The 17,508-nt window shown below is 69.2% G+C and carries 12 protein-coding genes; 3 read left to right on the top strand and 9 right to left on the bottom strand.

The window, feature by feature from the left end; translation table 11 throughout:
• Nucleotides 1-1,348 precede the first annotated feature (1,348 nt).
• The gene (locus WS66_RS27855; RefSeq protein ID WP_059600000.1) at nt 1,349-4,921 is read left to right on the top strand and encodes an indolepyruvate ferredoxin oxidoreductase family protein; all 3,573 of its coding nucleotides are present in this window, start codon (nt 1,349-1,351) and stop codon (nt 4,919-4,921) included.
• A gap of 85 nt (nt 4,922-5,006) precedes the next feature.
• Here WS66_RS27855 and WS66_RS27850 read toward each other — a convergent pair whose 3' ends face one another.
• Nucleotides 5,007-6,674: a Na+/H+ antiporter gene (locus WS66_RS27850; protein WP_059600001.1), complete on the bottom strand. Its 1,668-nt coding sequence runs from the start codon at nt 6,672-6,674 to the stop codon at nt 5,007-5,009.
• A 291-nt stretch (nt 6,675-6,965) separates the two neighbouring features.
• Between WS66_RS27850 and WS66_RS27845 the strand changes: the two genes are divergently transcribed.
• Nucleotides 6,966-8,252, top strand: a complete 1,287-nt coding sequence (locus tag WS66_RS27845; RefSeq protein ID WP_059600002.1) for a sensor domain-containing phosphodiesterase — start codon at nt 6,966-6,968, stop codon at nt 8,250-8,252.
• A gap of 76 nt (nt 8,253-8,328) precedes the next feature.
• The gene (locus tag WS66_RS27840) at nt 8,329-9,054 is read left to right on the top strand and encodes a copper homeostasis protein CutC (RefSeq protein WP_059600003.1); all 726 of its coding nucleotides are present in this window, start codon (nt 8,329-8,331) and stop codon (nt 9,052-9,054) included.
• A gap of 96 nt (nt 9,055-9,150) precedes the next feature.
• On the opposite strand, the gene bioB is transcribed toward WS66_RS27840, so the two are convergent.
• The 8 genes from bioB to can form a co-directional block, all read right to left on the bottom strand.
• Nucleotides 9,151-10,170, bottom strand: coding sequence for a biotin synthase BioB (gene bioB, locus WS66_RS27835; RefSeq protein WP_059600004.1), 1,020 nt, complete (start codon nt 10,168-10,170; stop codon nt 9,151-9,153).
• A gap of 36 nt (nt 10,171-10,206) precedes the next feature.
• Nucleotides 10,207-10,926 (bottom strand): dethiobiotin synthase, encoded by a 720-nt coding sequence (gene bioD, locus WS66_RS27830; RefSeq protein ID WP_059600005.1) that lies wholly within the window; start codon nt 10,924-10,926, stop codon nt 10,207-10,209.
• Nucleotides 10,923-12,155, bottom strand: coding sequence for an 8-amino-7-oxononanoate synthase (gene bioF, locus WS66_RS27825; protein ID WP_059600006.1), 1,233 nt, complete (start codon nt 12,153-12,155; stop codon nt 10,923-10,925). Before bioF ends, bioD begins: the two co-directional genes overlap by 4 nt.
• A gap of 23 nt (nt 12,156-12,178) precedes the next feature.
• Nucleotides 12,179-13,525, bottom strand: a complete 1,347-nt coding sequence (gene bioA, locus WS66_RS27820) for an adenosylmethionine--8-amino-7-oxononanoate transaminase (protein WP_059600007.1) — start codon at nt 13,523-13,525, stop codon at nt 12,179-12,181.
• Between the two features lie 549 nt (nt 13,526-14,074).
• Nucleotides 14,075-15,322 (bottom strand): dienelactone hydrolase family protein, encoded by a 1,248-nt coding sequence (locus tag WS66_RS27810; protein WP_059600008.1) that lies wholly within the window; start codon nt 15,320-15,322, stop codon nt 14,075-14,077.
• Nucleotides 15,323-15,429: 107 nt separating this feature from the next.
• Complete coding sequence (locus WS66_RS27805) at nt 15,430-15,867, bottom strand: YchJ family protein (protein ID WP_059600009.1); 438 nt, start codon at nt 15,865-15,867, stop codon at nt 15,430-15,432.
• 39 nt (nt 15,868-15,906) lie between these two features.
• Nucleotides 15,907-16,584 carry an SDR family oxidoreductase gene (locus WS66_RS27800; RefSeq protein ID WP_059600010.1) on the bottom strand — a complete coding sequence of 226 codons (678 nt, stop codon included), beginning with the start codon at nt 16,582-16,584 and terminating at the stop codon, nt 15,907-15,909.
• 135 nt (nt 16,585-16,719) lie between these two features.
• Nucleotides 16,720-17,487 carry a carbonate dehydratase gene (gene can, locus WS66_RS27795; protein ID WP_059600043.1) on the bottom strand — a complete coding sequence of 256 codons (768 nt, stop codon included), beginning with the start codon at nt 17,485-17,487 and terminating at the stop codon, nt 16,720-16,722.
• Between the last annotated feature and the right edge of the window lie 21 nt (nt 17,488-17,508).

Genomic DNA, 17,508 nt, shown 5'->3' with positions numbered 1-17,508 from the left:
CCGGTCGCCGGAACCAGTCGACGTGCTGTGTATTTCAGCGGTGAGGGCGGGCGCGTGCAGTTCGGCTGCGTCGGTGTGAGGCCGGATCTAGCGGCCTCGGCGGGGTTGCGGGCGCTGCTGTTCATGGCTGAATCGGCGACTGCGTGCGGCGACCTGCGTGCGATAGTGTGCCGACGCTCACCGTCGAATTTCACAGCGTTTAGAGTGGTCGTGGGTCGGGCTGTCCGCACCTGGGGGGCCGCGTCCTCGTTCGATCGCCGTGCCACCGCTCACCGTCGGAATTCACAGCGTTTCGAGTCGTCGTGGATCGCGCTGTTCACACCGGAATCGGCGCTCTCGTTTGATCGACGGCTGCCACTCACCGTCGAATTTCACAGCGTTTCGAGTCATCGCGGGTTGGGTTGTCCACACCTGAATCGACATCCTCGTTCGATCGCGTGCCGGTGCTCACCATCGAAATTCACAGGGTTTTTAGTGTCTGGTGGTGGCGATGTCCACACGCGGACCTGCGCCTCGTTCGGCCGCGCGACGGCATGTATCGATGAACCCCAAAGCCTTGTCAGGGCTCGCGCACGGAGGCCCCCATCCGCGCGAATCCGGCAGCGGCACCCGACACGCGCTCGCCGCGCCCGCGCTTGCATTGCCGCGACGACCGGACCGCGCTCCGGAGCTACGCACGGGCGGACAGCGGTGTGGATATCGCACCGCCGAACCGAGTCGCAAATCTGTGCATCCGACAGGTGAGAGCGAGCGTCGCCGCGGCCGGACAGGCATCGGGCGGTGTGGATATCTCCCGCCAACATCGACTCGCCTTGCTGTGGATTTCAACGGTGAGCGCCGGCATCCGCTCGAACCGCGGGGCGATCGAGGTGTGGACATCCTGCCTCCCACGCGACTCGAAACCCTGTGCAATCGACCGGTGAGCGTGCCCGCCCGTTTCGCCCGCAGTCCCCGGCATTGTGGACATCCCGCATCCGCGACCAATCGGAACGCTGTGCATCCGATGGGTGAGGACGCGCCTGTTCTGCCGCGCGAACCCTTGCCGCACGGCCCGCGAGCGCCCACCGCCGCGCCCGCGGGCCGCCTTCCGCCTATCCCCGCGTTTTCGAGGCAACCACATCGCCCACGCCGAGATGCCTCCAGAAGCCGTCCGCCGCCCCGCGCGAAAACTCTCTCAATTAGCGGCCAAATCCTGCGCAGTTTTTCTCACTCGGGCGCCGTTCGAGCAAGATGAGAAAAAACTTTCTCGCCCTCCCGCGAAAAAATAGAGCCATCCAGTTGGCCCCGGCCGGCGTCGCCCGACGCCCCCGATGCGCAGCCCAGAACACACAATCAGGAGACATCCCCCATGACCGCCCGACTGCCCGTTGACGGCACGCCCGCGCTATCCGACTACCGCCTGACCGACAACCTGACCGCCACGCGCGGCCGGATCTTCCTGACCGGCACGCAGGCGCTGGTACGCCTGCTGCTGATGCAGCGCGCGTCCGATACTGCGCAGGGCCTGAACACGGCCGGCTTCGTCAGCGGCTACCGCGGCTCGCCGCTCGGGATGGTCGACCAGCAGCTATGGAAGGCGAAGAAGCTGCTCGACGGCAGCGGCGTGCGCTTCCTGCCCGCGATCAACGAGGAACTCGGCGGCACCGCGGTGCTCGGCACGCAGCGCGTCGAGGCCGACCCGGAGCGCACCGTCGATGGCGTGTATGCGATGTGGTACGGCAAGGGCCCCGGCGTCGACCGCGCCGGCGACGCGCTGAAGCACGGCAACGCATATGGCTCGTCGCCGCACGGCGGCGTGCTGGTGGTGGCGGGCGATGACCATGGCTGCGTGTCGTCGTCGATGCCGCACCAGAGCGACTTCGCGATGATCGCGTGGCATATGCCGGTCGTGAACCCGTCGAACATCGCGGACATGCTCGAGTTCGGGCTGTACGGCTGGGCGCTGTCGCGCTTCTCGGGCGCGTGGGTCGGCTTCAAGGCGATCTCGGAGACCGTCGAGTCGGGCTCGACCGTCGATCTCGACGCGCTGCAGACGCAATGGCCGGCGCCGGCGGGCTTTACGCCGCCGTCGGGCGGTCTGCACAACCGCTGGCCCGACCTGCCGAGCCTCACGATCGAGGCGCGCCTCGCGGCGAAGCTCGACGCGGTGCGCCATTTCGCGCGCACCAACAGCATCGACAAGTGGATCGCGCCGAGCACGCACGCGAACGTCGGCATCGTCACGTGCGGCAAGGCGCACCTCGACCTGATGGAAGCGCTGCGCCGGCTCGACCTCACCGTCGCCGACCTGGAAGCGGCCGGCGTGCGGATCTACAAGGTCGGCCTGTCGTATCCGCTCGAGATGACGCGGATCGAAACCTTCGTCGACGGCCTGTCGGAAGTGCTCGTCATCGAAGAGAAGGGCCCGGTGATCGAGCAGCAGATCAAGGACTACCTGTACAACCGCGCGGACGGTGCGCGCCCGCGCGTGCTCGGCAAGCACGATGCCGAAGGCGCGTGCCTGCTGTCCGAGCTCGGCGAGCTGCGCCCGTCGCGCATTCTGCCGGTGTTCGCCACCTGGCTCGCGCGCCACAAGCCGGCGCTCGATCGCCGCGAGCGCGTCGTCGATCTCGTCGCGCCGCAGATCCTGTCGAACGAGGCGGACGCGGTGAAGCGCACGCCGTATTTCTGCTCCGGCTGCCCGCACAACACGTCGACGAAGGTGCCCGAAGGATCGATCGCGCAGGCCGGCATCGGCTGCCACTTCATGGCGTCGTGGATGGAGCGCGACACGACGGGCCTCATCCAGATGGGCGGCGAGGGCGTCGACTGGGCCGCGCACGCGATGTTCACCAACACGAAGCACGTGTTCCAGAACCTCGGCGACGGCACCTACTTCCACTCGGGCATCCTCGCGATCCGCCAGGCCGTCGCCGCGAAAGCGAACATCACGTACAAGATCCTCTACAACGACGCGGTCGCGATGACGGGCGGCCAGCCGGTCGACGGCAGCATCTCGGTGCCGCAGATCGCACGGCAGGTCGAGGCGGAAGGCGTGTCGCGCTTCGTCGTGGTGTCCGACGAGCCGGAGAAGTACGACGGCCATCATGGCCTGTTCCCGAAGGGCACGACGTTCCATCACCGCAGCGAACTCGACGCGGTGCAGCGCGAGCTGCGCGAGACGCCGGGCGTCACCGTGCTGATCTACGACCAGACCTGCGCGGCCGAGAAGCGCCGCCGCCGCAAGAAGGGCGAGTTCCCCGACCCGGACAAGCGCCTGTTCATCAACGACGCAGTATGCGAAGGCTGCGGCGATTGCGGCGTGCAGTCGAACTGCCTGTCGGTCGAGCCGCTCGAGACGTCGCTCGGCCGCAAGCGCCGCATCGATCAGTCGTCGTGCAACAAGGACTACTCGTGCGTGAACGGTTTCTGCCCGAGCTTCGTGACGGTCGAAGGCGCGGCGTTGAAGAAGGCCGCGGGCGCGGCGTTCGACGAGGCGGCGCTCGCCGTGCGCGTCGACGCGCTGCCGGTGCCCGCGACGCATCTCGACGCGGCGCCGTACGACATGCTCGTCACGGGCGTGGGCGGCACCGGCGTCGTGACGGTCGGCGCGCTGATCAGCATGGCCGCGCACCTCGAAGGCAAGAGCGCGTCGGTGCTCGACTTCATGGGCTTCGCGCAGAAGGGCGGTTCGGTGCTGTCGTTCGTGCGGATCGCGTCGAGCGACCGGTGGCTCAACCAGGTGCGCATCGACACGCAGCAGGCTGACGTGCTGCTCGCGTGCGACATGGTCGTCGGCGCGAGCGCCGAGGCGCTGCAGACGGTGCGCCATGAGCGCACGCGGATCGTCGTCAACACGCACAGGATTCCGAACGCGTCGTTCGTGCAGAACCCCGACGCGAACCTGCACGCGGATGCGCTGCTCGAAAAAATGCACCATGCGGCCGGTGAAGGCTATATGTCGAGCTGCGACGCTCAGGCGCTCGCCGCGAAATTCCTCGGCGATTCGATCGGCGCGAACATCCTGATGCTCGGCTACGCATGGCAGCTCGGCCTCGTGCCGGTGTCGCTCGCCGCGATGATGCGCGCGATCGAGCTGAACAACGTCGCGGTGCCGATGAACAAGCTCGCGTTCGCGATCGGCCGAATGGCGGCCGGCGATGCGGCGGGCCTCGATGCGTTGTGGAACGCGCGTCACGCGGTGGCCGCGCACGCCGCGCCGGAAACGCTTGCCGAACTGATCACCGATCGCGAAGCGCGTCTCGAGGCATATGGAGGTGCACGTTACGTCGAGCGTTACCGTGCGCTCGTGAACGCGGCGGCCGCGAAGGGCGACGACGCGCTGACACGCGCGGTCGCCACGACGTTCTACCGGCTGCTCGCGGTGAAGGACGAATACGAGGTCGCGCGGCTTTTCACGGACGACGCGTTCCGCACGGCGCTCGAGGCGCAGTTCGAAGGCGTGCCGGGGCAGGCGTATCGCGTGAAGTTCAACCTGGCGCCGCCGACGGTCGCGAAGGCCGGCCGCGACGGCAGCGTGCCGAAGAAGCGCGTGTTCGGCCAGTGGATGTGGCCGGTGTTCGGCATGCTGGCGCGTGTGCGCAGCCTGCGCGGCACGTGGCTCGATCCGTTCGGCCGCACCGTCGAGCGCAGGATGGAGCGCGCGCTCGCGGACGACTACGAGACGACGCTCACGCGCGCGCTCGCCGCGACGACCACCGGCAATGCGGCGCAGGTCGCGCAACTGGCCGACCTGCACGCCCGCGTGCGCGGCTTCGGTCACGTGAAGGTGCGCAACCTGGCCGGCGTGAAGCGCGCGGAGCGCGAGCTTGCGCTGCAGCTCGGCATCGACGCGGCGACGAGCGCGGCCGTGCAGCACGCGCTCGACGAGATGAAGGGCGCCGGCATGTTGAAGGGAATTCCGGTCGTCGTCGCGAAGTAACGCGAACACGGGCGGATGGAAAAACGGCGACGCTTCGGCGTCGCCGTTTTTTATGGGCGATTGCTTACGCGCATCGACCAGCCCGTCAGAGAATGCCTTTCTTGCGCGTCGACAGCGCGGTTTCCGACAGATCGATCTCGCGGATGAGCTTCGTCAGCGTTTCGTCGGAAATCTTGCTTTCGCTGCGCAGCCGGTACAACACCGAACGTTCCGCGCGCACCGCCGCGATCCGCATCTGCAGTTCCATCGTTTCGGTCTGCTTGGCTTCCGCGCGCGGCGTCGGGCCGTCCTCCGCGAGCGCGGCGAGGCGGCGGCGATACTGGTCCATCACGCGCGCGGAGATGTCCGCGCAGCGCGCGGCGCCCGATTCGTCGAGATCGGCCGAGATCGCGTCGTGCGACGAGTCGATCGCGCGAATCGCGGCCTGCGCCGCGGCCGCGCGCGCGGTGCGCTCCTCGTCGGCGAGCGGGTTGCGCGTCGAGCGCACGCCGCGCAGCAGCAACGGCAGGCCGATCACCGCCACGACCAGCGAACCGAGGATCACGGCCGACGCGACGAAGATCGCGGTGTCGCGCCCGGGCAGCGGCGCGCCGTCGGCGAGCGCGACGGGGATCGACAGCACGCCCGCGAGCGTGACCGCGCCGCGCACGCCGCCGACCGTCATCACCGCGATCGTGCGCACGCCGGCCATCGTGCCCGCGAGGCCGTGGCGCGCGGCGCGGCGGCTCGCGATCCAGCGCAGCAGCCAGACCCAAAGGAAGCGGATCGCGTACAGCGCGAGCATCATCGCGCATACGTTGAAGATCGTCCGGCCGACGAGCGCGTCGCTCGTGTGATGCGCGTCGACGAGCGCGCGGCCGATGATGTGCGGCAGCTGCAGCCCGAGCATGATGAACACCATGCCGTTGAACACGAACTCGATCATCGCCCACGTGCTTTCGGCCCGCACGCGCGACGCGACCGTGCTTTTGCGGGAGAAGCTCGTGTAGTTCATCATCATCCCGGCCGAGACGGCCGCGAGCACGCCCGACAGCTCGAGGTGCTCGGCGAACAGATAGGCGGCGAACGGCACGAGCAGCGTCATCACGATGCCGGGGGCCGGGTCGCCTTCCTGCTCGGCGTTCAGGAAGCGCGTCGACAGCGCGCTGAACACCCACGACACGACCGCGCCCGTCGCGAGCCCGCCGGCGGCGACGATCACGAACGAGATCGACGCATCGCGCAGCGAGAACACGCCGGTGAGCGCAGCCGCGACCGCGAACTTCAGCGCGACCAGGCCCGACGCGTCGTTCATCAGCGCCTCGCCTTCGAGGATGTGCATCAGCTGCGGCGGAATCCGCCCCTTGCCGGCGATGCCTGACAGCGCGACCGCGTCGGTGGGCGACAGCACGGCCGCGAGCGCGAACGCGATCGGCAGCGGCAACTCGGGTATCAGCCAGTGCGCGAAGTACCCGACTGCGAGTACCGTCATGAACACGAGCCCGAATGCGAGCATCAGGATCGCGCGGCGCTGCAGGTACAGCTCGCGTTTCGGAATCCGCCAGCCGTCCGCGAACAGCAGCGGCGGAATGAACAGCAGCATGAAGATTTCGGGATCGAACGCGACGTGCAGGTTCAGCTTCGGCCACGCGAGCATCGCGCCGAACGCGATCTGCATCAGCGGCAGCGGCAACTGCAGCGGCAGGATGCGCGTGACCGCGCCGGACAGCGCGACGGTCAGCAGCAGGATCAGGACTGTGAAGACGATTTCCATCGATACGGCAAGTGTGGAGAATGAAACGACCGTACGGAGTTTAGCGTGACGGCATGACGGGTGCGTTCGAGCGCACCGGTGCGGGTGCACGCAAACGGTGCATCCGGCCTGCGCCACGCTGGTGCGGCGGCGCCGCACGTAGGCGTGGCGCGTGGTTCAAGGCCTTGCACGGAGCTTGCTTGATGCTTGCGTACCGTCCGGCACCGGCCGGACAACCGAGGATTCCACCATGACATTGCGCGCGCCGTTTCAAGCACTCGCCGCGTTCGGCTGCAACACCAGGAGGGCGCCATGACGATCGTGCAACAGGAGCGTCCGGCCACCGCTTCGCCGTATCGTTTCGAGCGGGAGATGAGCTCCGGCCTCGAACGCCTTGCGACGCAGCATCGCGACCTGACGCTCACGACCGTGTTCCAGCCGATCTTCAGCCTGTCGCACCAGCGTGCGGTGGGCTACGAGGCGCTATTGCGCGCCCATGACGCGCTCGACCGGGCGGTGTCGCCGCTCGACGTGTTCGGCGAGGCCGCGCGCCAGGGCGAACTGCTGCAGCTCGACCGGCTCGCGCAGGCGCTGCATCTCGAGAACTTCGCGCTGCTCGGCGCCGAGCGCGAATGGCTGTTCCTCAACGTGCATCCCGGCGTGCTCACCGACCCGTTCCAGGCGGCCGCGCTGCTCGCGAACCTGAAGCGGGTCGGCATGCCGCCGCGCCGCGTCGTGCTCGAAGTGCTCGAACAGCGCGCGGAGGACATCGAGCGGCTCGCCGAAGCCGTGCGCGAATTCCGCGCGCAGGGCTTCCTGATCGCGCTCGACGATTTCGGCGCCGGCCATTCGAACCTCGAGCGGATCTGGCAATTGAATCCGGACATCGTGAAACTCGACCGGATCATGCTGTCGCACGCGGCCCACCGCACTGGGCTGACCGCGATCCTGCACGGGCTCGTCACGCTGCTGCACGAGGCCGGCAAGCTCGTGCTCGTCGAGGGGATCGAGACCGAGCACGACGCGCAGATCGCGCTGTCGTGCGAGGCGGATTTCGTGCAGGGCTATTACTTCGGCCGCCCGGCGCCCGGGCTGCCCGACAGCGCGACGGCGACCGGCTGCATCGGCGAGCTGACCGAGCGCTTTCGGCAACAAACCGAAGCGCGCGAGCGGCGCGATACGCAGCGGCTCGCGCCGTACCTGCGCGCGTTCGAGCGTGCGGCCGAGCGGGTGGCGGCCGGCGAGCCGCTCGACGAGGTGTGCTGGAACTTCCTCGCCCTCGACGCCGCCGCGCGCTGCTTCCTGCTCGACGCGCGGGGCCGCCAGGCGGGCCGCAACGTCGTGCTGCGCGCGGACCGCGCGCTCGCCGAGGCGCGTTTCTCGCCGCTGTCCGACGCGCAGGGTGCGAACTGGCTGCGCAGGCCATATTTCCGCACGGCGATCGCCGAGCCCGGACGCGTGCAGGTCACGCGCCCGTACCTGTCGATCAACGAGGCGCAGCCATGCGTGACGCTGTCGGTAGCCGTGCGCATCGGCGACGCGCAGCACGTGCTGTGCGGCGATATCGACTGGATCGACGAGGAAGCGGACGGCGCATAGCCACGGCGTCGTGCTGGCGCGGTTCACGCCGCTCGGCTAGGATGCGCGAATTGTCCTGACGATTCGCGAGCCGCCGATGAGCCGAACCGCCGCTTCCTCCGTCCTCCTCGAAGTGATCGCCACCACCGTCGGCGACGCGAAGGCCGCCGCCCGCGCGGGCGCCAACCGCCTCGAACTCGTGACCGCCATCAGCGAAGGCGGGCTGACGCCGAGCATCGGCCTGATCGAGGCCGTCGTGGCTGCCGTGGCGATTCCGGTGAACGTGATCGTGCGGCCGCACAGCCGATCGTTCGTCTACGACACCGACGACCTGCGCGTGATCGAACGCGATGTGCGCGCGGCTGTCGCGGCCGGTGCGAACGGCGTCGTGTTCGGCGCGCTCGATGCGCGCGGCGACGTCGATCTCGATGCGCTCGAGCGCGTCGCGGCAGCCGTGGACGGACGCGACCTGACGTTTCATCGTGCATTCGACGTGTCGCGCGACCTCAATGCCGCGTTCGACGCGCTGCTGCGCGTGCCGGCCGTCACGTCGGTGCTGACCTCGGGCGGCCATCCGTCGGTGCTGGACGCGGTCGCGACGATCACGCGGCTGGTGCGGCAGGCGGCGGGTTCGACCTGCACGGTGCTGGCCGGCTCGGGGCTCACGATCGACGCCGTGGGTGATTTCATCCGCGCCACCGGCGTGCGCGCGGTGCATTTCGGCTCGGGCGTGCGGCCGCGCGGCGAGGTGCTGGCGCCCGTCGACGAACAGCGCGTCGAGCGCGTGCGCGCGGCGCTCGACGGCGCGGCGGCGCATGTGTGACGGGCGGTGCTGAAAGCCGCGCGCTGACGATCGGGTGAAAAAAAGCCGGGGCCTGCCCCGGCTTTTTCGTCTGCAAGCCAGACGCGCCGCAGTCGCTTACGCGTTCTCTGCCAGCGCGTCGGCCTGGCTTGCGCGGATGCCGAGGCGCTCGAACAGCGCGCGGTCGCGCTGCGTCTGCGGATTGCTCGTGGTCAGCAGCTGGTCGCCGTAGAACATCGAGTTCGCGCCCGCGAGGAAGCACATCGCCTGCATCGCGTCGTCGAGCTGCTCGCGGCCGGCCGACAGGCGCACCACGGCCTTGGGCATCGTGATGCGCGCAACCGCGATCGTGCGCACGAATTCGAACGGGTCGAGCGGCGCGGTGCCTTCGAGCGGCGTGCCTTCGATCGCGACGAGGTTGTTGATCGGCACCGACTCCGGATACGGGTTCAGATTCGCGAGCTGCGAAATCAGGCCCGCGCGTTCGCGGCGCGATTCGCCCATCCCGATGATGCCGCCGCAGCACACGTTGATGCCCGCATCGCGCACGCGGTCGAGCGTGTCGAGACGGTCCTGGTACGTGCGCGTCGAGATCACCTGGCCGTAGAACTCCGGCGACGTGTCGAGGTTGTGGTTGTAGTAGTCGAGGCCCGCGTCGGCGAGTTGCTGCGCCTGCTCGTCCTCGAGCATGCCGAGCGTCATGCAGGTTTCGAGGCCCAGCTCCTTCACGCCGCGCACCATCTCGGTCAGCGCCGGCATGTGGCGCTCCTTGGGGTTGCGCCATGCGGCGCCCATGCAGAAGCGGCTCGCGCCGTTCGCCTTCGCCGCGCGCGCGGCCTCGAGCACCGTGTCGACGTCCATCAGCTTCTCGGCCTTCAGGCCCGTTTCGTGATGCGACGACTGCGAGCAGTAGCCGCAATCCTCCTCGCAGCCGCCCGTCTTGATCGACAGCAGCGTCGACAGTTGCACCGCGTTCGCGTCGAAGTGCTCGCGATGCACCTGCTGCGCGCGGAACATCAGGTCGTTGAACGGCAGCTCGAACAGCGCGACGACGTCGGCGACGCGCCAGCGCTGCGATGCCGGGGCGGCCACGGGGATCGCGTCGGGTTGCACGGCGGCGGTCTGGGCTTGGGTCATGGTGGTTTTCCTGTCGTGGATGCGGGGATCGGGAGATCAGTGCCGCGCGTGGCGCAGCGTGTCGATGAGCGTGGCGATGTCGAGCATCGCCGCCGCGGATTCGGGGGCGGCCGGGCGCAGGTGCGCGATGCGGCCGAGGAGCGGCGCGCGATGCTCGCGCGCGAGCCAGTCGCGGATCGTCGCGACGTTCTCGTCGGCGTACGACATGGCCGGGTCGACGTGGTTCGCCACCCAGCCGGCGAGCGTGAGACCGCGCTGGCGAATCGCGTCGGCCGTTAGCAGCGCGTGGCTGATGCAGCCGAGCCGCACGCCGACGACCAGCACGACGGGCAGGGCGAGCGCAACCGCGAGATCGGCCGTGTCCTGCGTGTCGTTCAGCGGCACGCGGAAGCCGCCCACGCCTTCGACGACGACGACGTCCGCGCGCGTCAGCGCTTCGCGGTGGCTCGCGACGATCGTGTCGATGTCGAGCGTCACGCCTTCCTGCGCGGCGACGATGTGCGGTGCGGCCGGCGCCTTCAGCAGGAACGGCGTGCGCAGCTCGGGCGGCAGCACGACGTTCGCGGCCGCGTCGAGCTGGTCGGCGTCCTCGTTGCGCCAGACGCCGTCGCGTTCGTACGCGCCGGCGGCGACGGGCTTAAGCGCGGCCGCGCGCAGCCCGTGCCGCGCAAAGCCGTGCAGCATCGCGGCCGACACGAAGGTCTTGCCGATCTCGGTGTCGGTGCCGGTGACGAAGAGGGAAAGCGGGGCCGTCATGCTGCAGCCTCATCGGGGGGCAGCGAACGCGCGTGAGCGTCGGGGTGGTCCGCTCCTTCGCTGGCTTCGATCAGCGCGGTTTCGAGCCGCGCGAGATCGTCGAACGAATGCGCGGCCGACAGCGAGATGCGCAGCCGCGACGTGCCGGCGGGCACCGTCGGCGGCCGGATCGCGGGCACCCACAGGCCGTGCGCGTCGAGCGAGCGCATCGCCGCGAGCGTCGCGTCGTTGCTGCCGATCACGAGCGGCTGCACGGCCGTGTGCGAGTCGACCGGCTGCCAGCGCGTCATGCGCAGCAGCGCGCGCGTGCGCTCGATCAGCGCTGCGAGGTGTGCGCGTCGCGCATCGCCTTCGTCACCGGCGATGACTTTCAGGCTCGCCGAGACGGCATGCGCGACGGCCGGCGGCGCGGCCGTCGTGAAGATGTAGCTGCGCGCGCGCTGGATCATCCATTCGATCACGGTCTCGTGCGAGATGACGAATGCACCCGCGACGCCGGCGGCCTTGCCCAGCGTGCCGACGTACACAAGGTTCGGCGAGCGTAGCGCGGCGGCCGCGAGCGTGCCGCGGCCTTGCGGGCCGAGCACGCCGAAGCCATGCGCGTCGTCGACGACGAGCCACGCGCCGTGGCGTTCGGCCAGCGCGACGAGTTCGGCGAGCGGCGCGATGTCGCCGTCCATGCTGAACACGGTGTCGCTGACGATCAGTTTCGTTTCGGCCTCCGACGCATCGAGCAGCGCCGCGAGCGCGGCCATGTCCGCATGCGGGTAGACCTGCACGGTCGCGCGCGACAGCCGGATCCCGTCGATCAGCGAAGCGTGATTCAGCGCGTCCGAGAAGATCGTCGCGTGCTTGCCCGCAAGTGCCGTCATCGCGGCGAGGTTCGCCATGTAGCCGGTGCTGAAGTACAGCGCGCGCGGTGCATCGGAGAAGCCGCCCGCGAAGGCGGCGAGTTCGTCCTCGAGCGTCGCGTGCGCGCGCGAATGGCCGCCGAGCAGATGCGAGCCGCCGCTGCCGGAGCCGTAGCGCTGCGCGCCTTCGGCGAACGCGGCGACGAGCGCGGGATGCGCGGCGAGGCCGAGGTAATCGTTGCTCGCGAAGCCGACGATGTCGCGGCCGTCGACGCGCATGTGCGCGTCGCACGCGGTGTCGGCGGTGCGGCGCACGCGTCGCAGGCCCTGCGCATCGAGTTCGGCGAGGCCGCGCTGTAGCGTGTCGAGCAGGGGCATGGTCGTTTCCCGTGAGGATTGCTTCATCGCGCCACCTCCGCGAGCGTCGCGTCGAGCGTGTCGCGCGTGCGTTGCGCGAGCCACGCGATGTCGTCGTCGCTCATCACGTACGGCGGCATCAGGTACACGGTCGTGCCGATCGGGCGCAGCAGCAGCTCGCGTTCCAGCGCGCGTTCGAAGAAGCGCCGCGAGAAGCCGCGTGCCGCGTCGCCGTCGAGCGCGACGTCAAAGGCGAACAGCGTGCCGCGCTCGCGCAGGTGACGCACCTGCGGGTGCGCGTCGAGCGGAGCGAGCGCCGCGCGCATCGCGGCCGACTTGCGCGCGTTGCTCGCGAGCACGTCGTCGCGGGCGAACAGGTCGAGCGTCGCGACCGCCGCGCGGCACGCGAGCGGGTTGCCGGTGTACGAATGCGAATGCAGGAAGCCGCGCGTCGTGTCGTCGTCGTAGAAGGCCGCGAACACGTCGTCGCGCGTGAGCACGAGCGACAGCGGCAGGTACCCGCCGCTGATGCCCTTCGACAGGCACAGGAAATCGGGCCACACGCCTGCCTGCTCGCATGCGAAGAAGGTGCCGGTGCGGCCGCAGCCGACCGCGATCTCGTCGGCGATCAGGTGCACGCCGAATTCGTCGCACAGCGCGCGCAGCCCGCGCACGTACGACGGATCGTGCATCGCCATGCCGGCCGCGCATTGCACGAGCGGCTCGACGATCAACGCGGCGATCCGGTCGGCGCGTTCGGTGAACAGGCGCCGCACGTCGTCGAGCGCGTGGCCCGCGACGTCGGCGGCCGTCTCGCCCGGCAGCGCGCCGCGTGCGTCGGGCGACGCGACCACGTGCGCGTGGCGGATCAACGGGTCGTACGCGTCCTTGAACAGCGCGACGTCGGTCACGCCGAGCGCGCCGATGGTCTCGCCGTGATAGCTGTTTGCAACGCACACGAATTCGCGCTTGTCCGCGCGGCCGCGGTTGCGCCACGCATGGAAGCTCATCTTCAGCGCGATCTCGACCGCCGACGCGCCGTCCGACGCGAAGAACGCATGGCCGAGCGTGCGCGCGGTGAGCGCATGCAGCCGCTCGGCGAGCTCGATCGCCGGCTCGTGCGTGCAGCCGGCGAGCATCGCGTGCTCGAGCGTGTCGAGCTGGTCCTTCAGCGCCGCGTTGATGTCCGGGTTCGCATGGCCGAACAGGTTCACCCACCACGAGCTGATCGCGTCGAAGTAGCGGCGCCCGTCGCGGTCGTACAGCCACAGGCCCGCGCCGCGCGCGACGGGAATGAGCGGCATGCGCTCGTGGTGCTTCATCTGGGTGCAGGGATGCCAGACCGCGCGCAGGCTGCGCGCGACCCAGTCGTCGGTGGCTGGCGTACTCAAGGCAACTCCGGGGGTAAAACGGCGGCGGGCATCGAACGGGATGCCGCGCGGCGACAGACGGAAAACGCGGTGAGATTAGCGTGTTCCGCCGCACGTTGCACTACCGGTTACAAACACCGCAAAGCCTTGCTGGACGGGAGTTCGGCGCAGATACGGGGTGCTCGGGACGGTACGCGCCAGATGCCCAGAAATGACCGCAGATGACGACGTTCGAGTGACACCCCCCGACAGAAAAAAATCGCGGCGCTGGCGGTTGCCGACGGGCGAAAAATCGGGGCGCGAATAAAAAGGGGCGGAAGCGCGATGCGATGTGCGCGGTCGTAGGCGAATGGCGTGCGGACTCAGGCGCGGCCGCGGTTCAGGAAAGACCGGAAAGCGACCCCGGAGGGCGTGGCGGGCGGGGCGCTCTTCGGCGGCTCATGCGGCCGCCTGAACGGGCGTGGAACGGGCGTGCGAACGCCGCCACGGGCCGCGCGAGCGTTCACGAAACGGAGAAGGGAGAAGGGCAGACGCAGGCCGCGCCCGCCCCGGAGCGCCGCGGCTCGCGCGTCAGCGCGAAGCGAGTGCGCGCGAGTTGGCGTTGCCGTCGTCGGCCGTCTGCGTCGCGTTCCACACGACGCGGTCGTTGACCGCATACAGCCGGCATGCGCCCGCACCCTGCTTCGAGCAGTTGTCGAGCGCGAGCGCCATCGGATCGTCGCCGCCTTCGGCCCACGACCACGCGCCTTCGGCGGACACCGCGAAGGCACGGCTCGGATGCTGGTTCAGGAAGCGGCGATAGCCTTCGCGGCCGGCCTCGTCGAGGAACGGCACCGCGTCGATCGCATCGATCGACGCATAGCCGGTCGCCTTCGGTTCGTGCGGGTTGGCGACCGCGTAGCGCACCGAGGTCGGCAGGTTCAGTTCCGCGAGGAACGCGTTGACGGCCGGCCACCACACGGGCACGCCGTCGCGATCGACGATCAGCCGGTGCGCGTCGTCCTTGTAGCGGCCGAAATCGATGAACTGCGCCTGCGTGCCGTGCGACACGTACGCGTCGTGCATCTGCGCGACGAGCGCGGGGGTCCACACCGAATCGTTGTCGCCGTACAGCCACAGCGAACGTACGGCCGTATGCGCGCCGTACTGGTCGAACGCATCGACGAGATTGCGCTGCCAGCCGTCGCAAAGATCCTGGCGCAGCCCGCCGGAGAAGTTGATGATGCCGCGCACGCCGGGCGCCGCTTCGGTGCCGTACGCGACCGACACGAGGCCGCCGTGCGACGTGCCCGCGACGACGATGCGCGACGCATCGATGTACGACTGACGCGACATGTAGCGGACCGTCGCGTCGACGTCGGCGGCCTGCGTGAGCCCGTTCTTGCCGACGTTGCAGCCTTCCTGCTGGTACGAGCCGCCCGACCCGGCGAAGCCCTGGCGGTTCGGTGCGATCACCGCATAGCCGCGGCGCACGAATTCGCGCGCGAACGCGAGCGGCCGGCTGCGCGGCTGCTGATGGAGGTCACCGGTGTTCTTGCCGTGGTTGAAGACGACGAGCGGGAAGGGGCCGGGGCCGTTCGGCTTGAACAGCGTGGCCTCGAGCATCACGGAACCCGACGCATCGGCCGGAATGCTGACGATTTGTTCGTTGAGGTTCGCGGCGACTTGCGGGAGGCCCGAATCGCCGTAATCGAAGCGCTCGGCGTGGGCGAGCGAACCGCTTGCCGTGGCCGCGCCGACGTTCGGCAGCGCACCGGCCTGAGCGGCCGACAGCGCACAGGCCGCCATCCATCCCACCAATACCTTGCTGAACGCCATTCGTAAGCCCTGCCATGCAACATGACCAATCTGAGGGCCATCCTAGCCCGACAAATTCAGGTTGTGCAATGCGGGAATTACCCGGCGTCTGACACAGCAACTATTTGTCAGCGTTCACTTACTTCACCGTCGACATAGCGCCAGAACCCGTGCTCGTCGCGGGTGAACCGGCTCGTCTCGTGGAGCTGGTAAGCGCGCCCGCCGACCTTGTAGCGGGCCACGAATTCAACCTCCGCGTGCCGTTCGTCGAGCGGCGCATGGCGCTTGATCGCGAGGCCGAGCCAGCGCGGCGCGTCGGGCGCATCCGGGTCCGCATCGAGATCGGCCGGGCAGGTGCGCGCGTCCCAGGTCGCGCGCAGGTAGTCGGTCGCGCCGAGCACGTACGCGCTGTACCGCGAGCGCATCAACTCGAGCGCGGTCGGCGCGGCTTCGCCGCCGTCGATGAAGCGGCCGCAGCAGGCCGCATAGCGCGGTGCCGGGGCTTTGCCGGCAGGCGCGGGGGACGCGCCGCCGCACGGGCACGCGTCAGGTCGGTTCAAAATCATGCGAATCGTGAATTAACGACGCCGGGTTGTGATGTCGGCTCACCAGCTGAGCTCGACGCCGTCGTACTGGAAGAAACGGCCGTTGGACCGCGACACGTCCGCGCCGGCTTCCGCGATCACGCGGCGCATGCCGGTCACGCTGGTTTCCGGATCGATCGCGGCCTGCGCGCCGCCCATGTCGGTGCGCACCCAGCCGGGATGGAGCGAAATGCATGCGGCGTGGCGCGTCTGCAGCGACGCGATGCGCAGCACGTCGTTCAGCGCGGCCTTGCTCGCGCGGTACAGCCAGCCGGTCGTGCCGGTCGCCTCGGCGATGCTGCCCATCCGGCTCGAGACGACGGCGAGCACGCCGCGCGCGTCCTCGACGAGCGGCAGCAGGATCGGCAGCAACTGCATCGGCCCGCGCACGTTCGTATGCATCACCGCGTCGAAATCCTCGGCGCCGATCGTTTCGACGCCTTCGGTGCGCGGCCCGTACACGCCCGACACGAGCACCGCGGCGTCGAGCCGTTCGCCGTCGAGCTTCCAGCCGAGCGCCGCGATCTGTTCGGGCCGCGCGATGTCGAGCGCGTGCGCGTGGGCGCCGAGTTCGCGCAGCGCGGCGAGCGACGCGTCGTCGCGCGCGGTCGCGATCACGTTCCAGCCGTCGCGCCGGTATTGCCGGACGAATTCGCGTCCGAGGCCGCGCGATGCGCCGACGATCAATACGGTTTTCATGTTCGCCGCTCCTTCTCAGTGCACCGCCGTCGCGGCAGTGTCGGTGTCAGATCAGTGCGATGCCCGTCGCGGCCAGGCGCGTGATGCGTCTTCGGCCTGGCGCCGCGCGGCGCGTGCGCGCCGCGCCGGCGGACGTTACTTCGCGTCGCCGCAGGGCTTCAGCGTGTCGGCGACCGCCTGCGCGACGTCGTCGAGCCGCGCGGCATCCGCCGCGACCATGTCGTTGTCGGGCGCGTGCTGGCCACGCGCGGTCAGCGCCGCGACGCAGCGCTTGTAGGTCGCATCGAGCGCGTCGAAGTTCGACACGGACATCCCGAGGTTGCGCATCCGCCCGTCGTGCACGCCATACACGAGCCCGTGCACGGTGAGCGACTGGCCGCGCGCCCAGGCGTCGTTGACGATCGTCGTGCGGCATACGTTGACGACCTGCTCGATCGAGTTCAGCTCGATCAGGCGGCGATAGCGCGCCTCCCCGACCGGCCAGTCGTCGAGCAGCGCCGCGTGGCGCTCGCGCACGTCCTGCACGTGATGCAGCCAGTTGTCCGCGAGGCCGACGCGGCGGTTGTGGAGCGCCGCGTTCACGCCCGAGCAGCCGTAGTGGCCGACGACCATGATGTGCTTCACGCGCAGGATGTCGACCGCGAACTGGATGACCGACAGGCAGTTCAGGTCGCTATGGACGACGACGTTCGCGATGTTGCGGTGCACGAACACTTCGCCCGGCGGCAGGCCGATGATCTGGTTCGCGGGCACGCGCGAATCCGAGCAGCCGATCCACAGATATTCCGGCGCCTGCTGATCGGCGAGACGCGCGAAGAAGTCGGGATCTTCGGCGAGCTGGCGCTTGACCCAGGCGTCGTTGTTGTCGAACAGATGTGAAAGCGGATTGTCTTGGGTATTCATCGGTGTGGATTCCGTTGGCGG

This window comes from Burkholderia sp. LA-2-3-30-S1-D2, from assembly GCF_001523915.2.
In the GTDB taxonomy this organism is placed as follows: Bacteria; Pseudomonadota; Gammaproteobacteria; order Burkholderiales; family Burkholderiaceae; genus Burkholderia; species Burkholderia diffusa.
Note: the sequence above shows the minus strand (reverse complement) of the source record. Positions and strands in the feature narration are given on the sequence as shown.

Excerpts from the sequence above, each read along its gene's own strand:
- WS66_RS27855 (WP_059600000.1), top strand. The coding sequence starts at position 1,349 with ATGACCGCCCGACTGCCCGTTGACGGCACGCCCGCGCTATCCGACTAC.
- WS66_RS27850 (WP_059600001.1), bottom strand. The coding sequence starts at position 6,674 with ATGGAAATCGTCTTCACAGTCCTGATCCTGCTGCTGACCGTCGCGCTG.
- WS66_RS27845 (WP_059600002.1), top strand. The coding sequence starts at position 6,966 with ATGACGATCGTGCAACAGGAGCGTCCGGCCACCGCTTCGCCGTATCGT.
- WS66_RS27840 (WP_059600003.1), top strand. The coding sequence starts at position 8,329 with ATGAGCCGAACCGCCGCTTCCTCCGTCCTCCTCGAAGTGATCGCCACC.
- bioB (WP_059600004.1), bottom strand. The coding sequence starts at position 10,170 with ATGACCCAAGCCCAGACCGCCGCCGTGCAACCCGACGCGATCCCCGTG.
- bioD (WP_059600005.1), bottom strand. The coding sequence starts at position 10,926 with ATGACGGCCCCGCTTTCCCTCTTCGTCACCGGCACCGACACCGAGATC.
- bioF (WP_059600006.1), bottom strand. The coding sequence starts at position 12,155 with ATGCCCCTGCTCGACACGCTACAGCGCGGCCTCGCCGAACTCGATGCG.
- WS66_RS27810 (WP_059600008.1), bottom strand. The coding sequence starts at position 15,322 with ATGGCGTTCAGCAAGGTATTGGTGGGATGGATGGCGGCCTGTGCGCTG.
- WS66_RS27805 (WP_059600009.1), bottom strand. The coding sequence starts at position 15,867 with ATGATTTTGAACCGACCTGACGCGTGCCCGTGCGGCGGCGCGTCCCCC.
- WS66_RS27800 (WP_059600010.1), bottom strand. The coding sequence starts at position 16,584 with ATGAAAACCGTATTGATCGTCGGCGCATCGCGCGGCCTCGGACGCGAA.
- can (WP_059600043.1), bottom strand. The coding sequence starts at position 17,487 with ATGAATACCCAAGACAATCCGCTTTCACATCTGTTCGACAACAACGAC.